General features: G+C 63.4%; 19 protein-coding genes. 10 read left to right on the top strand and 9 right to left on the bottom strand.

Annotation, left to right across the window (positions count from 1 at the left end; all coding sequences use genetic code 11):
- The first annotated feature begins 3 nt into the window (after positions 1–3).
- The 6 genes from M0D68_RS35430 (at position 4) to M0D68_RS35405 (ending at position 6,033) form a co-directional block, all read left to right on the top strand.
- Positions 4–1,059, top strand: coding sequence for an iron ABC transporter permease (locus M0D68_RS35430; RefSeq protein WP_266226790.1), 1,056 nt, complete (start codon positions 4–6; stop codon positions 1,057–1,059).
- Positions 1,056–1,895 carry an ABC transporter ATP-binding protein gene (locus M0D68_RS35425; protein WP_093636610.1) on the top strand — a complete coding sequence of 280 codons (840 nt, stop codon included), beginning with the start codon at positions 1,056–1,058 and terminating at the stop codon, positions 1,893–1,895. Before M0D68_RS35430 ends, M0D68_RS35425 begins: the two co-directional genes overlap by 4 nt.
- Before the next feature lie 37 nt (positions 1,896–1,932).
- Positions 1,933–3,012 carry a nicotinate-nucleotide--dimethylbenzimidazole phosphoribosyltransferase gene (gene cobT / locus M0D68_RS35420; RefSeq protein ID WP_266226789.1) on the top strand — a complete coding sequence of 360 codons (1,080 nt, stop codon included), beginning with the start codon at positions 1,933–1,935 and terminating at the stop codon, positions 3,010–3,012.
- Between the two features lie 48 nt (positions 3,013–3,060).
- Positions 3,061–3,837 (top strand): adenosylcobinamide-GDP ribazoletransferase, encoded by a 777-nt coding sequence (locus M0D68_RS35415; protein ID WP_200650725.1) that lies wholly within the window; start codon positions 3,061–3,063, stop codon positions 3,835–3,837.
- On the top strand, positions 3,822–4,412 hold the full coding sequence (gene cobC, locus M0D68_RS35410; RefSeq protein ID WP_200618758.1) for an alpha-ribazole phosphatase: 591 nt from the start codon (positions 3,822–3,824) through the stop codon (positions 4,410–4,412). Before M0D68_RS35415 ends, cobC begins: the two co-directional genes overlap by 16 nt.
- 205 nt (positions 4,413–4,617) lie before the next feature.
- Positions 4,618–6,033 carry a Fic family protein gene (locus M0D68_RS35405; protein WP_266226788.1) on the top strand — a complete coding sequence of 472 codons (1,416 nt, stop codon included), beginning with the start codon at positions 4,618–4,620 and terminating at the stop codon, positions 6,031–6,033.
- A 36-nt stretch (positions 6,034–6,069) separates the two neighbouring features.
- Here the strand turns inward: M0D68_RS35405 and M0D68_RS35400 are convergent, their stop codons facing one another.
- Genes M0D68_RS35400 through cobU form a run of 4 tightly spaced genes read right to left on the bottom strand, consistent with a single transcriptional unit; the run spans position 6,070 to position 9,497 of the window.
- On the bottom strand, positions 6,070–6,981 hold the full coding sequence (locus M0D68_RS35400) for a cobalamin-binding protein (protein ID WP_256456168.1): 912 nt from the start codon (positions 6,979–6,981) through the stop codon (positions 6,070–6,072).
- The gene (gene cobD, locus M0D68_RS35395; protein ID WP_266226787.1) at positions 6,978–8,015 is read right to left on the bottom strand and encodes a threonine-phosphate decarboxylase CobD; all 1,038 of its coding nucleotides are present in this window, start codon (positions 8,013–8,015) and stop codon (positions 6,978–6,980) included. Before cobD ends, M0D68_RS35400 begins: the two co-directional genes overlap by 4 nt.
- Complete coding sequence (gene cbiB / locus M0D68_RS35390; RefSeq protein ID WP_266226785.1) at positions 8,008–8,943, bottom strand: adenosylcobinamide-phosphate synthase CbiB; 936 nt, start codon at positions 8,941–8,943, stop codon at positions 8,008–8,010. Before cbiB ends, cobD begins: the two co-directional genes overlap by 8 nt.
- Positions 8,943–9,497 carry a bifunctional adenosylcobinamide kinase/adenosylcobinamide-phosphate guanylyltransferase gene (cobU, locus tag M0D68_RS35385; RefSeq protein ID WP_211703052.1) on the bottom strand — a complete coding sequence of 185 codons (555 nt, stop codon included), beginning with the start codon at positions 9,495–9,497 and terminating at the stop codon, positions 8,943–8,945. The genes cbiB and cobU overlap by 1 nt, the downstream gene beginning before the upstream one ends.
- A gap of 164 nt (positions 9,498–9,661) precedes the next feature.
- Here cobU and M0D68_RS35380 point away from each other — a divergent pair, with 164 nt between their 5' ends.
- Both M0D68_RS35380 and M0D68_RS35375 read left to right on the top strand, forming a co-directional pair.
- Positions 9,662–11,131 (top strand): cobyric acid synthase, encoded by a 1,470-nt coding sequence (locus M0D68_RS35380; RefSeq protein WP_266226794.1) that lies wholly within the window; start codon positions 9,662–9,664, stop codon positions 11,129–11,131.
- A gap of 143 nt (positions 11,132–11,274) precedes the next feature.
- Complete coding sequence (locus M0D68_RS35375; RefSeq protein WP_266226784.1) at positions 11,275–11,691, top strand: DoxX family protein; 417 nt, start codon at positions 11,275–11,277, stop codon at positions 11,689–11,691.
- A 162-nt stretch (positions 11,692–11,853) separates the two neighbouring features.
- On the opposite strand, the gene M0D68_RS35370 is transcribed toward M0D68_RS35375, so the two are convergent.
- A complete protein-coding gene (locus M0D68_RS35370; RefSeq protein ID WP_266226783.1) occupies positions 11,854–12,273 on the bottom strand; it encodes a PaaI family thioesterase in 420 nt (139 codons plus the stop codon).
- A gap of 210 nt (positions 12,274–12,483) precedes the next feature.
- Between M0D68_RS35370 and M0D68_RS35365 the strand changes: the two genes are divergently transcribed.
- Positions 12,484–13,122, top strand: a complete 639-nt coding sequence (locus M0D68_RS35365; RefSeq protein WP_200618753.1) for a ParA family protein — start codon at positions 12,484–12,486, stop codon at positions 13,120–13,122.
- 74 nt (positions 13,123–13,196) lie between these two features.
- On the opposite strand, the gene panD is transcribed toward M0D68_RS35365, so the two are convergent.
- From panD to M0D68_RS35345, 4 genes are all read right to left on the bottom strand, one after another.
- The gene (gene panD, locus M0D68_RS35360) at positions 13,197–13,583 is read right to left on the bottom strand and encodes an aspartate 1-decarboxylase (protein WP_046566452.1); all 387 of its coding nucleotides are present in this window, start codon (positions 13,581–13,583) and stop codon (positions 13,197–13,199) included.
- A gap of 49 nt (positions 13,584–13,632) precedes the next feature.
- Positions 13,633–14,466, bottom strand: a complete 834-nt coding sequence (gene panC / locus M0D68_RS35355; protein WP_093636237.1) for a pantoate--beta-alanine ligase — start codon at positions 14,464–14,466, stop codon at positions 13,633–13,635.
- 188 nt (positions 14,467–14,654) lie between these two features.
- On the bottom strand, positions 14,655–15,527 hold the full coding sequence (locus M0D68_RS35350) for a ScpA family protein (protein WP_093636239.1): 873 nt from the start codon (positions 15,525–15,527) through the stop codon (positions 14,655–14,657).
- A gap of 4 nt (positions 15,528–15,531) precedes the next feature.
- On the bottom strand, positions 15,532–15,717 hold the full coding sequence (locus tag M0D68_RS35345) for a DUF3460 family protein (RefSeq protein WP_054035105.1): 186 nt from the start codon (positions 15,715–15,717) through the stop codon (positions 15,532–15,534).
- 425 nt (positions 15,718–16,142) lie between these two features.
- Here M0D68_RS35345 and M0D68_RS35340 point away from each other — a divergent pair, with 425 nt between their 5' ends.
- Positions 16,143–17,981 (top strand): autotransporter assembly complex family protein, encoded by a 1,839-nt coding sequence (locus M0D68_RS35340; protein ID WP_211705764.1) that lies wholly within the window; start codon positions 16,143–16,145, stop codon positions 17,979–17,981.
- Positions 17,982–17,997 lie beyond the last annotated feature (16 nt).

Here is a 17,997-nt window from a genome sequence, read left to right as displayed (position 1 = left end):
CCGATGAACCGTAGCTCGAGCCCGATGCCCACGACCACGTTGCGCGTGATGAGCGCAAAGCGCGCGGCCGCGATCTGGCTCGTGCTCGCGGCAATCGCGCTGGTTGTGCTGATGGCGTCGCTCGCACTGGGCAGTGTGTCGCTCGCGCCGGCGCGCGTGTTGGCGGCGTTGCTGCCGTCGCACGCGTCGCATGTGGCGTCCGGCGATCTTGCCGGCGAGATCGTGCGCACGCTGCGTTTGCCGCGCGCGCTGGCCGGCTTCGCGTGCGGTGCGTTGCTTGCGCTGGCGGGGGCGTTGCTGCAAGTGCTGTTGCGTAATCCGTTGGCCGAGCCCTACGTATTAGGCGTGTCGGGTGGCGCGGCGACGTTCGCGCTGGTCGCGATGATCGCCGGTTGTGCGTGGTGGATCGTCGACGCCAGCGCATTCGCCGGCGCATTCGTGTCGATCCTGCTGGTGCTCGGACTCGCACGCCGTGAATTGTGGCGGGGCGAGCCGCAGGATACATCGCCGCGTTTGCTGCTGACCGGCGCGGTAATCGCGGCCGGCTGGGGCGCGGTCATTACCCTGTTGCTTAACCTTGCGCCGGACAATCGGCTGCGCGGCATGCTGTTCTGGCTGACCGGCGATCTGAACGGCGGCGCGATGCCATGGACAGCGCTCGCCGCGCTCGGCGTCGTGCTGATGGCGATCGTACCCGCTGCGCCGCGTCTGAACGTGCTGCTGCGGGGCGATGCCGCCGCGCAGGCGCTCGGTGTTGCGGTGATGCCGCTGCGCCTGCGCGTGTATCTGGTGGCGTCGCTGGCGGCAGCCGCGGCGGTGACCACAGCCGGCACGATCGGTTTTGTCGGGCTCGTCGTGCCGCATATGTTGCGGCTCGCGTTCGGCAACGATCAGCGCATGCTGCTGCCCGCAGCGGCGCTCGGTGGCGGTGTCGCGGTGATGGGCGCGGACCTGATTGCGCGTACGGTGATCGCACCGGCGCAATTGCCGGTCGGCGTGATCACGTCGATCGTCGGCGTGCCCGTGTTCCTGTGGATGCTGTTGCGCAGGCGCCGATGATGAACGCACACAACGCTCCGCATTCGGCGCTTAGCGTGCAACGCCTGACCTTGCGTGCGGGCATGCGCACCTTACTCGACGCATTCACGCATACGTTCTATGCGGGCGAGATCTGGTGCATCGCGGGCCCCAACGGCGCGGGCAAGACGACCTTGCTATCCACGCTTGCCGGTCTGGCGCAGCCATCGGCGGGTCATGTCGAACTCGACGGCGTGCGTCTCGCCGACTGGCAGCCATTGCCGCTCGCGCAGCGTCGCGCGCTGATGCCGCAAAGCGCTGCGGACGCCTTCAGCGCGACCGTGCTCGACATCGTGATGCTGAACCGCTTTCCGCATTTGACCGGCTGGGGTTGGGAGGGCGAGGCCGATCGCGCGGCCGCGCATGCCGCACTGGACGTTTTGGGCCTCGCCGCATTCGCTGCGCGCGACGTGCTGTCGCTTTCCGGTGGCGAACGTCAACGCGTTGCGCTCGCGGGGGTGTTATGCCAGGAAGCGCCGTTGTTGCTGCTCGACGAACCGCTCTCGCATCTGGATCTGCACCATCAGATCGACTGTCTCGAAGCGCTGACCGCCTGGACACGCGAACCTCGGCGTACAGTGATGTTTTCGTGCCACGACTTGAACCTGGCGCGCCGCTTCGCAACGCATGCGTTGCTGCTCGACGGCAACGGCGGCGCGTATGCCGGGCCGGTGCACGACGTGCTAACGCCGACGCTGACGAGCCGTGCGTTCGGCTATCCGTTGATTCTGATTCGCGACGGCGAGCATGAGGCGCTGATTCCCGCGCCGCGCTCGCGTCACGAATCGCCTGCGGCGCATGACACGTCAGCAGGCTAAGCGCTTGATAAAAACACTCTCTTTTCTAGAAACGTCTATGACTTCTTTACCAGGATTGCCGGGATTGCCGGGATTGGCGGGATTGACCGAAGTCGAACCGCTCGATCAAACGCTGCGTGCCGAACTGCAACACATCATCGATACCAAGACCAAGCCGCCCGGCAGTCTTGGGCGGCTGGAAACGCTCGCGCGCCAGATGGGGCTGATCCAGCGTACGACGCACCCCACGGTCGCACGTCCTGCGATGATTGTGTTCGCCGGTGACCACGGTATTGCGCAGGAAGGTGTGAGTCCGTATCCGCAAGCGGTGACCGCGCAAATGGTCGCTAACTTTCTCACGGGCGGCGCGGCGATCAATGCGTTGAGCCGCGTCTCCGGCGTCGAGCTCGAAGTGGTCAACTCAGGCATTGCCACGCCGCTGCCTTCGACGGAGGGTCTCATCGACATTCCGGTCGCAGCCGGCACGCGCAACTTCGCGCACGAACCCGCCATGACGCACGAACAGGCGCTGACCGCGATGCAGGCGGGTGCGGCTCGCGTGCGGCATCACGCGGCGCTCGGCACGAATGTGATCGGCTTCGGTGAAATGGGGATTGCGAATACGTCGTCGGCCGCGTGTCTGATGAGCCGCTTGTGCGGCGTGCCGATCGACGAATGCGTAGGCCGCGGGACCGGTCTCGACAACGCGGGGCTTGCAAAAAAGCGCAACGTACTCGCCTCTGCAGTCGCGCATCACGCGGCGTCCAGCGATCCGCTCAACGTGCTCGCCACCTTCGGCGGCTTTGAAATCGCCATGATGGTGGGGGCATACCTTGCTGCCGCGCAAGCGCGTATGACGATCCTTGTCGACGGTTTTATCGCAACCTCGGCGTTGCTGGTGGCCGATGCGTTCGCACCGAACGTCCGCGAGTATTGTGTGTTCGCGCATGCGTCGAATGAGGCGGGGCATCGGCGCATGCTCGATCATTTCGGTGCGCTGCCGTTGCTTTCGCTCGATATGCGTCTCGGCGAAGGCACCGGCGCGGTACTCGCGGTGCCGTTGCTGCGCGCAGCAGCGGCGTTCATTAACGAAATGGCCAGCTTCGAATCGGCCGGTGTCGCCAATCGCGATGCGTGAGCCGTTATACGAAGCGCAGTCATACAGAAACGTGCGTTCGGCTCACTCATGAATCCGCTCGCTGAACTCCGCTATTTCTTCACGGCGCTCGGCTATTTCACGCGCGTGCCTGTGCCGCGCTGGGTCGGCTATGAGCCGCACTATCTGAATGCGGCGGCGCGTTATTTCCCGCTCGTCGGTCTATTGGTCGGTGGATTGAGCGCGCTGGTCTATCTCGCGGCGTTGCATGTCTTTCCCGCGGGCGTGGCGGTGCTTCTGTCGATGGCGGTGTCGCTTCTCGTCACCGGCGCATTTCACGAGGACGGACTCGCCGATTGCGTCGATGCGTTCGGTGGCGCCTATACGCGCGAGGACGTGTTGCGCATCATGCATGATTCGCGCATCGGCGCTTTCGGCGCCATCGCGCTCGTGATTGCGCTAGCACTGAAGTGGCAAACGCTCACCGCGTTGCCGCCGATGCGCGCCGCAAGTCTGATGATTGCAGCGCATGCCGCGAGCCGTGTGTTCGCCATCAGCTATCTGGCCACACTCGACTACGTGCGAGCCGAAGGCAAAGCCAAACCGGTTGCGCAACGCTTGAGCGGCCCCGCGTTGCTCTGCGCCGCGGTGTTCGGTCTGCCCTTGTTGTTCTGGCCGAACTTGCTGGATTCGCCGAATTGGCGCTTCGCCTGCGTGACGCTTGTCATACTGGTGGCGTTGCGCTTTGCATTGGGCCGCTATTTCGTCAGACGCATTGGTGGCTACACCGGCGACTGCCTCGGCTTTGCGCAACAGATCTTTGAACTGAGCATCTACCTCGTGGGGCTCGCATGGATATCGTCCTGATCCGTCATCCTGCCGTCGCGCTCGATTCAGGGGTGTGCTACGGCCACAGCGACGTAGCGCTCGCCGAAGACGTCGAGATATCGGCAAGTGCTCTTGCGCTGAAACTGGCGACCTTGCAGATACCGCCGCCGCGTGTGCTGATGTCGAGTCCGTTGACGCGTTGCGCGACACTAGCTGCGGTCATGGCGAACGATTTCGGTTGCGCGCTCAGTCACGACGATCGTCTGAAGGAAATGAATTTCGGCGATTGGGAGGAGCAGCGTTGGGACGCAATCGATCGCGAACTGCTCGACGCCTGGGCGGCCAACTTCGAGCACGCGCGTGCGCATGGCGGCGAGAGCGTCGCGCAATTCGTCGCGCGGGTGCGAGCGTGGTTCGACGCGTTTGCGCTGACGCGCGAGTTGTCGCCCGCGTACGTGGTCACGCATGCCGGCGTCATACGGGTGATCGCTTCGCTGGTGCTGGAGGTGCCGGTGGAAAGCTGTCTGCGCTGGTCGTTGGAGATGGCGGGGATTGTCTGGCTGCGCAGGGATGATGAGACGCAGCAGTGGTCGTTGGTGAGGTGGAATGTGTGAGGGAAGAAGCTTGGTTCCCGCAGTCCGCCGAATCGCGTCAGTCCAGCCTTATTCGTGACACTTTTTCAGGGAATTTGTCGCGAAAACAGAAATAGTGACACTTTTAGACGAAAAAAGTGTCGCGATTCGTGCGATTTGTGCCACAATGCCATGAAAAGTGTCGCGATTATGAGTTATCGCGACACATTGGCAAGAGGTGGCGCGTATGAACAGCAGTGGCATCAAGCAGGAACTGGATCTGATCGAGCAGCTCATCGCGGCAAGCGCCGAGGGGCGAGGCGTTCGTGCGCTTGCCGCGGCACTTGCCGGGCGCCGCCATCCCATGCAACGCCGTACGCTGCAACGTCGTCTTGACGTGTTGCTCGAAACGGGCCGGATCGTCTCGGAAGGTGCCGGCCGGGCAGTGTCCTACAAGCAGGCTGCGGCTCCTGCCGTGGCTGTTTCCCCCACCCAGCCTATCGCTGGCGCAAGCACTTCCGGCGAGGCCTACGTGCCCGTATCGAGTGCGGGCCTCGAGGTGCGCGCGGAAGTGAACAGGCCGCTGCACGAGCGCCGGCCGGTCGGCTATAACCGTGCGTTTCTCGAACGCTATCGTCCGAATCAGGATGCGTATCTATCGCAAGCGCAGCGTGAACGGCTGCATGAATGGGGCCGCACGTCGGCGGATGTGCGGCCGGCCGGCACATACGCACGCGACATCATGAGCCGGCTTCTGATCGATTTGTCGTGGGCGTCGTCGCGGCTCGAGGGCAATACCTACACGCGGCTCGACACCGTGCGGCTGATCGAGCAAGGGCACATTGCGGAAGGCAAGGACGCTCAGGAAACGCAGATGATCCTGAACCACAAGGCCGCGATCGAAATGATCGTCGAGAGCGCGGACGAAGTGGGCTTCAATCGATTCACCGTACTGAATCTGCACGCGATTCTCTCCGACAACCTGATGTCCGACCCGTTCGCCAGCGGCCGTTTGCGCGCGCGCGAAGTGGAGATCAGCGGCACCGTATTTTTTCCGCTCGCCGTACCGCAGCAAATCGCGGAATGCTTCGAGGCGGTGTTGAACAAGGCCGCCCAGATCGACGATCCTTTCGAGCAGGCTTTCTTCAGCATGGTGCATCTGCCCTATCTGCAGCCGTTCGAAGACGTCAACAAACGGGTCTCGCGTCTGACCGCGAATATCCCGCTGATCCGGCAGAATCTGTGTCCGCTGTCGTTCATCGACGTTCCCGCAAAGGCCTACGTCGACGGCACGCTCGGGGTGTACGAGGCCAATCGCGTCGAGTTGTTGCGCGATGTCTTCATCTGGGCGTACGAGCGCTCGTGTCAGCGTTATCTGGCGATTCGACAATCTATCGGCGAGCCGGACGCGTTTCGCCTCAAGTATCGCAATGCGTTGATACAGGTCGTGCAGGAGGTGATTCGCGGCGGCCTTGCTGGTACGCGCGGTGAGATTGAAACGCTCGCACAGAATCAGGTGGATGCGGCGGAGGTATCTTCGTTCGTCGATGCGATTCAGTCCGATCTCGATCAACTCTACCTGGGTAATGTTGCGCGCTATCGGCTGCGGCTTTCCGAATTCGAACACTGGCCGTTCAAGCGGGCGGACGCCGTCTCGCGCTAACGCGGCGCTGCCTGCTTCACAGCTTTCGCAGCGGTATCACTGCGTGCCGTTCTTCCTGCGCGAGCGCGCTAGCTCCAGGTCTTCGCACATTTGCTTTGCCCCCTGCGCTATACGAGGCGCCGGCCGGTTGATCAGATCGCCGTCGATGGCGAACAGATTGTTGTTCGCCACTGCTTTAAGGCTCGGCCACGCGCGCCATGTATCGAGTTGCGGCAAGGCGGTGTCCGGTTTGGTTGCGCCGGGTGCCGCGGTGACGATCGCTTCCGGATTCGCGGCTAGCACTGCTTCGGTCGAGACGGTCGGCACCAGCGGTTCGAGTTTCGCAAACACATTGCGGCCGCCGCATAGCGCGATCACGTCGCTGACCATATGTTCGCCGTTGAGCGTCATCAACGGCTGATCCCACACCTGATAGAACACGCCGACAGGCGGGCGGCCCGCATAGTGCGTACGCAGTCGTGCGATGTCCTGACGGTATGCCGCCGCTGCGGTATCGGCGGTCGGCGAGGTGCCGAGCAATTGCCCGAGCTTCGATAGCGACACGGCAACATCGTCGAGATGATGCGGCTCACTGAAAAACAACGGCACATGCATCTCACGAAGGCGATCGAGCTGGCGCTGCGCATTGCCATGCCGCCATACGACGATCAGATCGGGCTTCAACGCGACGATTCGTTCGAGGTCGAGCGCCTTGTTGTCGCCGACACGCGGCAGTTGCTTCGCTTCGGGTGGATAGTCGCTGTAGGACACGGCGCCGACCAGTTTCGCGCCACCGCCCGCGGCGTACAGCAGTTCGGTGACGTGCGGCGCGAGACTGATGACGCGTTGTGCGGGAGCGGACAGCGTGACGGTCGCGCCGGTGTCGTCGGTGACGGTGATCGCGGCGTGCGCGTGCAACGTGCTCGCTCCAAGTGCTGCGGCGATGACGAAGCGCGCGAGTCGAATCATCGAACAGCCTCGCGCAGACTCTCTTCAAAGCGTGTCCATTCCGTGTCGCTGGCAGGCAGCCCGAAACGCACGCTGCCCGTTGCTGTGAAGAGGCGTGTCCACACGCCGCGTTGCGCTAACGCTTCATGCAGGGCGGCGGCGCGTGCGTCGTCGGTCCATGCGAAGAGCGGTGTGCTGTGCGTGGCGAAACCGTGTGCTTGCAACAGACTTACCAGACGGGCGCTCTCGGCTTCGAGCAGCGTGCGCATCTGCTGCTGCCACGCCACGTCTTCAAACGCGGCTTTGACGGCGTGACGAGCCGGGCCGCTGACAGTCCATGCCCCGAGCGTAAGCCGCAAAGCGTCGAGCAAAGACGGCGCACCGAGTACGAAACCTGAGCGCACACCCGCGAGCCCGAAGAATTTCCCCGGCGAACGCAGCACGATCAACCCATCGCGATGAGTACTTGCCGCGAGCGACGCCGAAGGCATCGTATCGGCGAATGCCTCGTCGATCAGCAGCGTGCCGCCGCGTGCGATGAGTTGCTTATGCCAGCGCAGCAGCTTGTCGGCGTTGAGATGTTCAGCGGTCGGATTGTTAGGATTCACGACGACAACGTGAGTGAGCGCGTCGGGTAAAGTGTCCCAGGACACATCCAGTGGCACGACCTCGTGCCCAGCACGCTCGAATGCGGGCGCATATTCGCTATATGTGAGCGGCGCGATGCCAACCCGGGCACGTGGCAAAAGCACCGGCAGTGCGCGAATCGCTGCCTGGCTGCCCGCGACGGGTAGCACATGGGCTGCATCGGGCGCGCCATAGTAACGCGCAGCGCAGGCTGCAAAATCGTCACCGTCGTCGGGCAGGCGGCGCCAGGCATCGGCGGGAACCGGCGGCACCGGATAGCCGTGCGGATTGATACCCGTCGACAGGTCGAGCCATTGCGCGTACGGAATGCCGTAACGCTCAGCCGCTTCGTGCAGATTGCCGCCATGAACCACGGCATTGAAGGTGGTGCCGGAATTGGTCGTGCGCTCAACCATTCGATCAACCATGAAAGGGCACACTCAGCAACGCCAGCACGATCAGCACAGCTAGCCAGAGAATGACCGTCCGTTCGACCAGCATCAATGCGGCCGTAACGTGACTGGCCTTCGCAGCGTGTCCGAAACCAAGCGTCGGCCTGTGTTCAAGCGTACCGTGATACACCGCAGGCCCGCCGATCAACACGTTCAGACTGCCAGCACCCGACGCCATGACCGGCCCGGCATTCGGACTGTCCCAACGCGGCGCCTGTTCGCGCCAGCAACGCAGCGCGGTGCGCGTGTCGCCGAGCAAGGCATAGCTCGCCGCTGTAAGGCGCGCGGGAATCCAGTTGAGCACATCGTCGATGCGCGCGGCGGCCCAGCCGAAGCGCAGATAGCGCGGCGTGCGGTAGCCCCACATGGCATCGAGCGTGTTGGCCAGACGGAACCCCAGTGCGCCCGGACCGCCCGCGATCGCGAACCAGAACAGCGCGCCGAAGATCGCGTCATTGCCATTTTCCAGCGCCGATTCGACGGCGGCGCGTGACAGCGCCGCTTCGTCGGCATGAGCGGTTTCGCGCGACACGATGCGCGAGGTCAAGAGGCGCGCTTGCGCCAGATCGCGCCGCGCCAGCGCCTCGGCGATCGGCGCAATGTGATCGTGCAGACTGCGTGCGCCGAGCGCGAACCACAGCAACACGACATGCACCGCGCAGGCCGCAAAAAAAGGCAGCACGGAGACGAGCCACCAGGCGATCAGCACCGGCGGCATCACCGTCAGCGACCAGGCGAGCAGCCCCTTGAGACGCAAGCGCCGGCCGGTGTTGTAGTGCGTTTCGAGGCGCATCGCCCATTTGCCGAAGCCGACCAGCGGATGCGCCGTGCGCGGCTCACCGAGCCAACGGTCGACGGCGACCCCTGCCGTTGCCAGCGTAACGATCAAAGGCAGCGACAGCATCACGCGCCTCCTGCTGTCTTCAAGGTGAGCGGCAGGCCCGCGACCATCATCGTGACGTGGGTGCTCAATGCGGCGATGCGCTGATTGAGCCGCCCGAGTTCGTCGACATAGAGGCGTGTTTCGGCGCCGAGCGGCACCACGCCCAAACCGATTTCATTGCTGACCACGATGATCTTGCCTCTGGCGTTGATGAGCGCTGCTTCGAAAGCGGCAAAGTGCGTGTGATAGTGATCGACCGGCAAGCCGTCGCCGTCAGGTGGGCATAGCAGGTTGGCGAGCCACAGCGTCAGGCAGTCGATCAGAATGCAGTGACCCGGCGCGTCGATTTGCGTGACGGCGCCGGCGAGATCCACGTCTGCTTCGTGCAAAGCCCAATGCGCTGGACGCCGCTCGCGATGATGCGCGATCCGCGCGCTGAATTCGGCGTCGTCGGCTACGCGCGCGGTGGCGATGTACGTGACGGGTAGGGCGCTGTCGTTCGCCAGTTTTTCGGCGTGCACGCTCTTGCCCGAACGGGCGCCGCCGAGAACGAAGGTGAGGTCGCGGGAAATCATCGCGTGATTGTACCGGCGTGCAGTGCGTGCCGGCACGATGGGATAATGCCGCGTTCATCGCCCGCATTCATTGTCCGCATTTGCCTATTTACCGCCCAAGCCGATATTCCGTGACCGCCATTTCGAACCCGCATGACGCCGTACCTGTGCCGCGCGGCACGCTGATGATTCAGGGCACCACGTCCGACGCAGGCAAGAGCACGCTCGTCGCGGGTCTGTGCCGGCTGGCACGCCGCGCCGGCGTGCGGGTCGCGCCGTTCAAGCCGCAGAACATGGCGCTCAATAGCGCGGTGACGGTCGACGGTGGCGAGATCGGCCGTGCGCAGGCCTTGCAGGCGGTGGCCGCGGGCATTGCCGCTCACACCGATCTGAACCCGGTGTTGCTCAAGCCGACGAGCGACCGTGGCGCGCAAGTGATCATCCACGGCAAAGCGCGCATGAATCTCGATGCACGCGCGTATCACGACTACAAGCCGGTCGCCTTCAAGGCTGTGCTGGAATCGTATGCGCGTCTGCAAGCGGCGTACGACACGATTTTTGTCGAAGGCGCTGGCAGTCCCGCCGAGATCAATCTGCGCGACCGCGATATCGCCAACATGGGTTTCGCTGAAGCGGTCGATTGTCCGGTCGTGCTGGTGGCAGACATCGACCGGGGCGGCGTGTTCGCGCATCTGACCGGTACGCTCGCGTGTCTGTCGGACAGCGAGCAGGCGCGTGTGCGGGGCTTCATCATCAATCGCTTCCGCGGTGATGTCAGTTTGCTCAAGCCCGGACTCGACTGGCTCGAAGCGAAGACCGGCAAACCGGTGCTCGGCGTGGTGCCGTATCTGCACGGTCTGACGCTCGACGCCGAAGACATGCTGCCGCCCGAGTTGCGTGCGGCGCACAGCGGCCAAAGCGACGATCCGAACCGGATGTTGCGGGTAGTCGTGCCAGTGCTGCCGCACATCAGCAATCACACGGATTTCGACGCGCTGCGCGCGCATCCGCAGGTCGATTTTCATTACGTGCGAAGCGGCACGCCGCCTCCGCCGGCCGATCTGATCATCCTGCCGGGTTCGAAAAACGTGCCGGGCGATCTGGCCTTTTTGCGTGCGCAAGGCTGGGACGCGGTGCTGCAACGGCATCTACGCTATGGCGGCCGCGTTATCGGAATTTGCGGCGGCATGCAGATGCTCGGACGCGAAGTGGCCGACCCGCACGGCGTGGAAGGCGCGCCTGGAACGAGCGCGGGCCTCGGCTGGCTCGACTACTCGACAGTACTGACGCGCGAAAAAACGCTCAAGAACGTGACAGGGCATCTCGCGCTGCCCGGGGCGCCCGAGGTAGCCGGCTACGAGATTCACATGGGTGAGACGCAGGGCCCGGCGCTCGGCTCGCCCGCGCTGCAACTGGGCGAAACGCCAAATGCGCATCCGGACGGCGCGATCTCGGCCGATGGCCAAATTCTCGCGACCTACGTGCACGGGCTGTTCGACACGCCGGCCGCGTGCGCCGCACTGCTGGCGTGGGCGGGACTGAGCGACGCCGAGAAAATCGACTACCCGGCGTTGCGTGAGGCCTCGCTGGATCGCCTGGCCGACACGCTTGCCGAGCACCTCGATCTTCCGAAGCTTTTCGCTGCGATTGGTTAAGCGAGCTTGACCGGATGGTGGTGATTAAATCCCATTGGGAAATAATCAAAGCCTAAGAGGCGGTTTTTCACCTCATTTGGTTCGAATACAGTCGTGACGTCGACGCCCGATGCGGGGCGTCTCCCTCTCGTAAAGGACTCGTCATGAACTCGAACCGCTCCGCCGATCTGGCCGCCTTGATCCTTCGTCTGGCCTTGGGCGTTCTCTATCTCGCGCACAGCTTGCAGAAGATTTTCGTTTTCACGCTGCCGGGAACGGCGCAGTTTTTCGTTTCGCTCGGCTTGCCAGGCTGGCTTGGCTATGTGACGGCGTTCGTCGAATTGATCGGCGGGATTGCGCTGCTGCTTGGCGCGCAGGTCCGCTGGGTCGCGCTGGTGCTGCTGCCGTTCATGCTCGGCGCAACGTCGCAGCATCTGCAGAACGGCTGGGGGTTCGCGTCGCCGCACGGCGGCTGGGAATATCCGGCTTTCTGGGCGGTGACTCTGGTTGTGCAGTCGCTGCTCGGCGCCGGTGCGTTGGCGCTGAGCGGTGCGAAGGCGCCGCGCGCAGTGGCCGCCTGATACGCCTCACCCAGGCACGAAACCGCGCCGGCGCTTCAGCGCGCCGGCAACAAAAAAGCACGCGCCGTGTGGCCGCGTGCTTTTTTTATTGCGTTGAGCGAGGCGTACTTCAGGCGTTCCGGGCATTCCGGACCCTGCGCCGCATCCCCCCGCGCCAATCAATCAATACAACACGATCTGCGTGCAGCGAAACAGCGCCATCGTTTTGCCGTTCGGATCGGTGACGGTGGCGTCCCACACCTGTGTGCTGCGGCCCAGGTGGACGGCCTTGGCGACCGCGCGGATCGTTCCTTCCGTCGCCGTGCCGAGAAAATTGCTTTTCAGTTCGATGGTCGTGAAATTGCGCGCCGTCTCGGGCAGGTGGGCGAGGCATGCATAGCCGCAGGCGGTATCGGCGAGGCCGATCACCGTGGCGGCATGCAAAAAGCCGTTCGGCGCCAGCAACTCCTCGCGCACGGCCAATTCAGCGGTCAGCGTGCCTTCCTCCAGCGCCAGAACCTGCACGCCCAGCAAGCCGGGCAGCTTGCCCTTCTGACGTTCGTGCAGGCGCTCGATGGAGTATTCCGGGCGAAGTTTGCTCATGAGATTCGGGTCCTCGATGGAAAAAATAGCGATGTAAGGCGGCCAATAGCCGTTTGGGGGCTTCGGCCCCAGTGAATTTGTCGATATTATCAACGGCTGGATCGGCGGGTGAACCTGAAACGGGCACGGATCAGGGCACATCGGCGCAAGTCAGAGCAAACTGCGCGGTAAACCGGCTGGCGGCGCCCAGCCTTCTTTCCGGGAGAATTCATGACGGTAATCGTGGTGGCGAATCCGAAGGGCGGCGTGGGCAAAAGCACGCTGTCCACCAATCTGGCCGGCTATTTCGCGTCGCAAGGGGAATGGATCGCGCTGGCGGACATGGACAAACAGCAGTCGTCGCACGCGTGGCTGTCGCTGCGGCCGCCTGCGCTGCCGGCCATCGAGACCTGGGAGGTCGACCTCGAGAACCCCGCCAAACCGCCCAGAGGTCTGGAACACGCGGTCATCGACACGCCGGCCGGCTTGCATGGCAATCGCCTGAATATCGCGCTGGATCTCGCCGACAAGGTGATCGTGCCGCTGCAGCCGTCGATGTTCGATATTCTCGCCACCCAGGAATTTCTCGAGCGGCTGGCCAAGGAGAAGGCGGTCAGGAAAGGCGCGATCGAGATCGGCGTGGTGGGCATGCGCGTTGACGCGCGCACGCGCTCAGCGGAGCAGCTGCATCGCTTTGTCGAGGGCTTGAAGCTGCCGGTGCTGGGTTACCTGCGCGACACGCAGAATTACGTGCAACTGGCGGCGCACGGCCTGACTTTGTGGGACGTCGCGAAAAGCCGTGTGGAGAAGGATCTGGAGCAATGGCAGCCGATCATCCAGTGGACCAACGGCGCCGTTAAGAAGGCTTGAAATGAATGGCAGGCGGCGTGGCCGCCCGCTACCCGGAACCGTGTCGTGCGGTGAAAGGCCGGTTCAGATCCGGCTCAGGTCCAGTTCTGGGTCGGCACGTGATCGCGGCTGCCCTTGATCTTGTTGTTGTCGTCGACGAACACCAGATCCGGTTTCCAGCCTGCCTTCAATTCCGCTTCGTCGACTACGGCGAACGCCGCGATGATCACCAGATCGCCCAGCTGAGCACGCCGCGCGGCCGAACCGTTTAGCGAAATCATGCCGCTGCCGCGTTCGCCCTTGATCGCGTACGTCGAGAAACGCTCGCCGTTGTTGATATTCCAGATGTCGATCCGCTCGTTTTCAATAATGTTCGCGGCTTCCAGCAAGTCTTCGTCGATCGCGCACGAACCTTCGTAGTGCAGTTCGCAGTGCGTGACCGCGACGCGATGGATTTTCGACTTCAGCATGTTGCGTTGCATGACCAATCCCTTGTGCTTCTAATGCGTGTTTGCGCAGCCTAAGACGGCTTCAGATTTCGAGGTTGTCGATGAGACGGGTGGTGCCGAGCTTGGCGGCAGCCAGCACGACCAACTCCGCATTCATGTCTTGCGCGCCCGGCGCCAGCAGATTCGAGCGCTTGCGCACTGCGATGTAATCCGGCTGCCAGCCGCGCGCGGCCAGTGCCGCCATCGCCGCCTGTTCTAGTTTTGCGAAGTCGCGATCGCCGGCAAGCACCGCATCGCGCACGCGATTGAGCTCGGCAGCCAGCATCGGCGCCTCGGCGCGTTCGGCCGTTTCCAGAAAGCGGTTGCGCGAGCTGAGCGCGAGGCCGTCGCTATCGCGCACGGTTTCCGCGGCGATGATGTCGGTCGGCAGCGCGAACTGATGGCACATGCTGCGCACGATCATCAACTGCTGGTAATCCTTCTTGCCGAACACCGCGACGCGCGGCTGCACGCACGACATCAGCTTCATCACCACCGTGCACACACCCTGGAAGAAGCCCGGCCGGAATTCGCCCTCGAGGATGTCGCCCAGATCGTGTGGCGGATGCACGCGGTACTCCTGCGGTTCCGGGTACAGATCCCGTTCCGTCGGCGCGAACAGCACATAGACGCCTTCTTTCTGCAGCTTCTCGATGTCGGCTTCGAGCGTGCGCGGGTATTTGTCGAAATCTTCGTTCGGGCCGAACTGCAGGCGGTTGACGAAGATGCTCGCCACCACCGGATCGCCGTGCTGGCGCGCGAGGCGCATCAGCGACAGATGGCCCTCGTGCAGATTGCCCATGGTCGGCACAAAGGCGGTGCGATTCTGGCCGCGCAACTGGTCGCGCAATTCATGGATCGAGCTGATGACTTTCATGATCGGACAGGGATTTCCTCGCGCGGCGCGAGACTCGGTTGGCGCAAAAACTCAGGTTTTCGCGTGGCCCGCGGCCTCACTGGTAATGACAGGTTCGGAGCGCGGGATTGTAGTGGATTTGCTCCCGGGGTGCACCGAAAGGAGGCGTCTGCGGCAGCGCTGGCGCATGCAGGCCCCGTTTTGCGGCATCAGGCCGGCAGATAGGCGAGGCGCACATAGATCGGTGCGAACGGCTCGGCCTGCGTGATTTCGATGAGCGACTCGCGGCACAACTCCAGCATGGCGATGAAGTTCACCACGACCACCGGCACGCCTTTGCTCGTGTCGAACAGGTCCGAGAACTCCATGAAGCGCGCGTTCTGCAGTCGCCGCAGGATCGTGCTCATGTGCTCACGCACCGACAATTCCTCGCGCGAAATCTTGTGATGCTGAACGAGTTTGGCGCGCTTGATCACGTCGGCCCACGCGGCGCGCAGGTCTTCGCTGTCCACATCCGGGAACCGCGGCGTGATGCTTTGCTCGATATACACCTCGGCGCGCAGGAAATCGCGGCCAAGCTGCGGCAGATGGTCGATGCGCTGCGCGGCGAGCTTCATCTGCTCGTATTCGAGCAGGCGGCGCACCAGTTCGGCACGCGGATCTTCGGCTTCGTCGCCGCTATCGGCCTTCTTCACCGGCAACAGCATGCGCGACTTGATCTCGATCAGCATCGCGGCCATCAGCAGATACTCGGACGCGAGTTCGAGATTGGTCTGGCGCAGCTGGTCGACGTAGCCGAGATATTGGACTGTGACATCCGCCATGGGGATGTCGAGCACGTTGAAGTTCTGCTTGCGGATCAGGTACAGCAACAGATCCAGCGGGCCTTCGAACGTTTCGAGGAACACTTCGAGCGCGTCCGGCGGAATGTACAGATCCGTGGGAAGCTTGAAGAGCGGCTCGCCGTACAGGCGTGCGAAAGCGATGCCGTCTACAGTGTCCGGCGTCGAATCGGTGGCGGGCGCGGCAAGCGCGGCGTCAGGCGCCTGTGCGGCGCCCTTTGCCTCGTCGGCGTGACTCACGCGCTTAGAAGTTTTGATAGTACGAGTAAGGCGTCTGCTCCACGCGCGAGGCTTTCTGCTCGGCGCGTTCTTCGAGGTCGATCGGCTGTTTGTCCCACAGCAGCGACCGGCCACGGCGCTGCTCAGCTTCCAGATTCGGTTTTTGTTGCTTGAGCTGGTTCAGGAACTGGGTGATGTCCGATTGATACATGGCTAGACGTCCGTGGTTTGGGGAATGGCGGCTGCTTGGCGGGAACAAACGGGAACAAGCGCGAACCCGCGCGGCATCGCTCCTATTCCATAATTTTACCGCATGCGCCGCGCGTGGTCGAAAAACGATGGGCGGCGCGAGCGGCCGGCATGCAAAAACGCCTGGAACCCCCGCTGCCGCGATGCGTCAAAGGCGGGCGCGTCGTCGGCGAGGCGGTGTGCGAAGCGGAACCGTGCGTCCATGTGGAAATCACTACGCATGCGGCATGGGGCGCGGCACACTGGGCCAAAACGCCTACCAGGTCTCATACGGCAAACGCCCTTTTAAGAGATGGCGCGGTCTCGCCGATGTGGTCAAATAGCGAGCTTCGGCCGCCGCGGCGAGCCCGAGCGACAGAATTCATCAACCACGGCCGGAGGTCCTGTTTGGCGGGGTGTGCGATCGAAGAGCCGCATAGGCGGCGCGGCAAAACCGGTGACGAGCGAGGGCCGCTGACGCCCATTCGGCGCTGGCTGCACGCGTGGCTCGCGTTCGGCATCGTCATGCTCATGCTTGCCTCGGTCGACGCGCACGCGGCGCGCCGCCCGCCAGCCAGCTACAAGGTCGATATCGAAGCCACGCCGCGCTCGCTGCGCAAGCTGCTCGAAGCGCATCTGGACGTGGCGCGCTTCGCCAAGCGTCCCGACATCAGCGACGACCAATTTGAGTTTCTGATCACGGCCACCCCGCAGCAGGTGCGCGATCTGGCCGCCACGCAGGGTTATTTCTCGCCGGTCGTGCGCACCGACGTGCGAACCGTCGACGACCAGAAGCGTGTGACGGTGAGCGTCGATCCCGGCCCGCAAACCCTCATCACCTCGATTTCGCTATCGTTTCGCGGCCCGGTGCTGACCGAAGACCCGGCGCAGGAAAATGCCGCACGCTTCGCGTTTTCACTGCACGAGGGCGACCCGTTTTCGCAAGGCGACTGGGACGACGCGAAAAACGCTTCGCTCAAGGCGTTGCAGTCGCGCCGTTACCTGGGCGCGAAGATCTACCACTCCGAAGCGCGGATCGACCCACGTACGCACGAAGCGAAATTGTCGGTGACGTACGAGAGCGGCCCGACCTTCACGATGGGCAAGCTCGACGTATCCGGCACGCGGCGTTATCCGGAACAGATCGTCGACAACGTGAATCCGATTTCGGAGGGCGATATCTACGACGTGCAACGCATCGCCGAATTGCAGCGGCAGTTGCAGAACACGCCGTACTACGCGAGCGTGGCGATCGACGTGGACAGTGATCCCGCCAAACCGGTCGAGACGCCGATGCACGTGAAGGTGTCGGAGTATCCGTACAACAGTATCCGCGGCGGCGTGGGTTATTCGACCGACAACGGCCCGCTGATCCAGGGTTCGTATTCGTATCTCGACACCTTTGGCAAAGCGTGGCCGTTCACGGTCGACGGCCGCATCGACCAGATTCAGCAGTACGGGCAAATCCAGCTCGCGATGCCGCCGGGGCCGCGCGCGTGGACCAATAGCGTGCTGGCTTCCTACACCACGACCGACGTGTCCGACACACGCATCTACAGTATCCGCGGCGGCGTGCAGCGGGCCCGGACGTCGCAGTTCATCGACTACAACTACGCGATCCTCTATTACCAGGACCGGCTCGACCAGAATGCGGCCGCACCGACCACCAGTCGCGCTCTGGTGCCGTCATGGTCGTGGACCCGTCGCAATACCGACGATCCGCTGTTCCCGCGTTCGGGCAACCTGATTCACGTCGAAGCGGGCTTCGCGGTCAAAGGCGCGCTGACCGACCAGACGTTCGCGCGCGGCTACGCCCGTGGCCAGCAGTACCTGCCGATCGGCAGGGAAGACCTTGTGCTGATCCGTGCCGAACTCGGCGGCGTGTTCACGAGCGGCAGTTCGAGCGGGATTCCGGCTTCGCTGCTGTTCCGCGCGGGCGGTTCGAATTCGATCCGTGGCTACAGCTATCAAAGTATTGGTAATAACGTCGACGGTTCGGTGCTGCCCACCAAGTATCTCGTGACCGCGTCGGCGGAGTACCAGCATTGGTTCAATCACGACTGGGGCGCCGCCGCGTTCTTCGACGTCGGCACCGCCACCGATACCTGGGGCGAGAAAGTCTTTTATCCCGGCGTCGGCGTTGGGGCGCGCTGGCGCAGCCCGGTCGGCCCGGTCAACGTCGATGTCGCCTACGGGATCCGCAATCGGAGCGTGCGGCCGTACCTGACCCTCGGCATCGCCTTCTGATGGAAAGCCGCTTTTA

It is taken from the genome of Paraburkholderia sp. SEWSISQ10-3 4, from assembly GCF_030464785.1.
Classification (GTDB): domain Bacteria; phylum Pseudomonadota; class Gammaproteobacteria; order Burkholderiales; family Burkholderiaceae; genus Paraburkholderia; species Paraburkholderia aspalathi.
The sequence above is the reverse complement of the archived record's forward strand: the minus strand, read 5'-3'. Positions and strand labels throughout refer to the sequence as shown.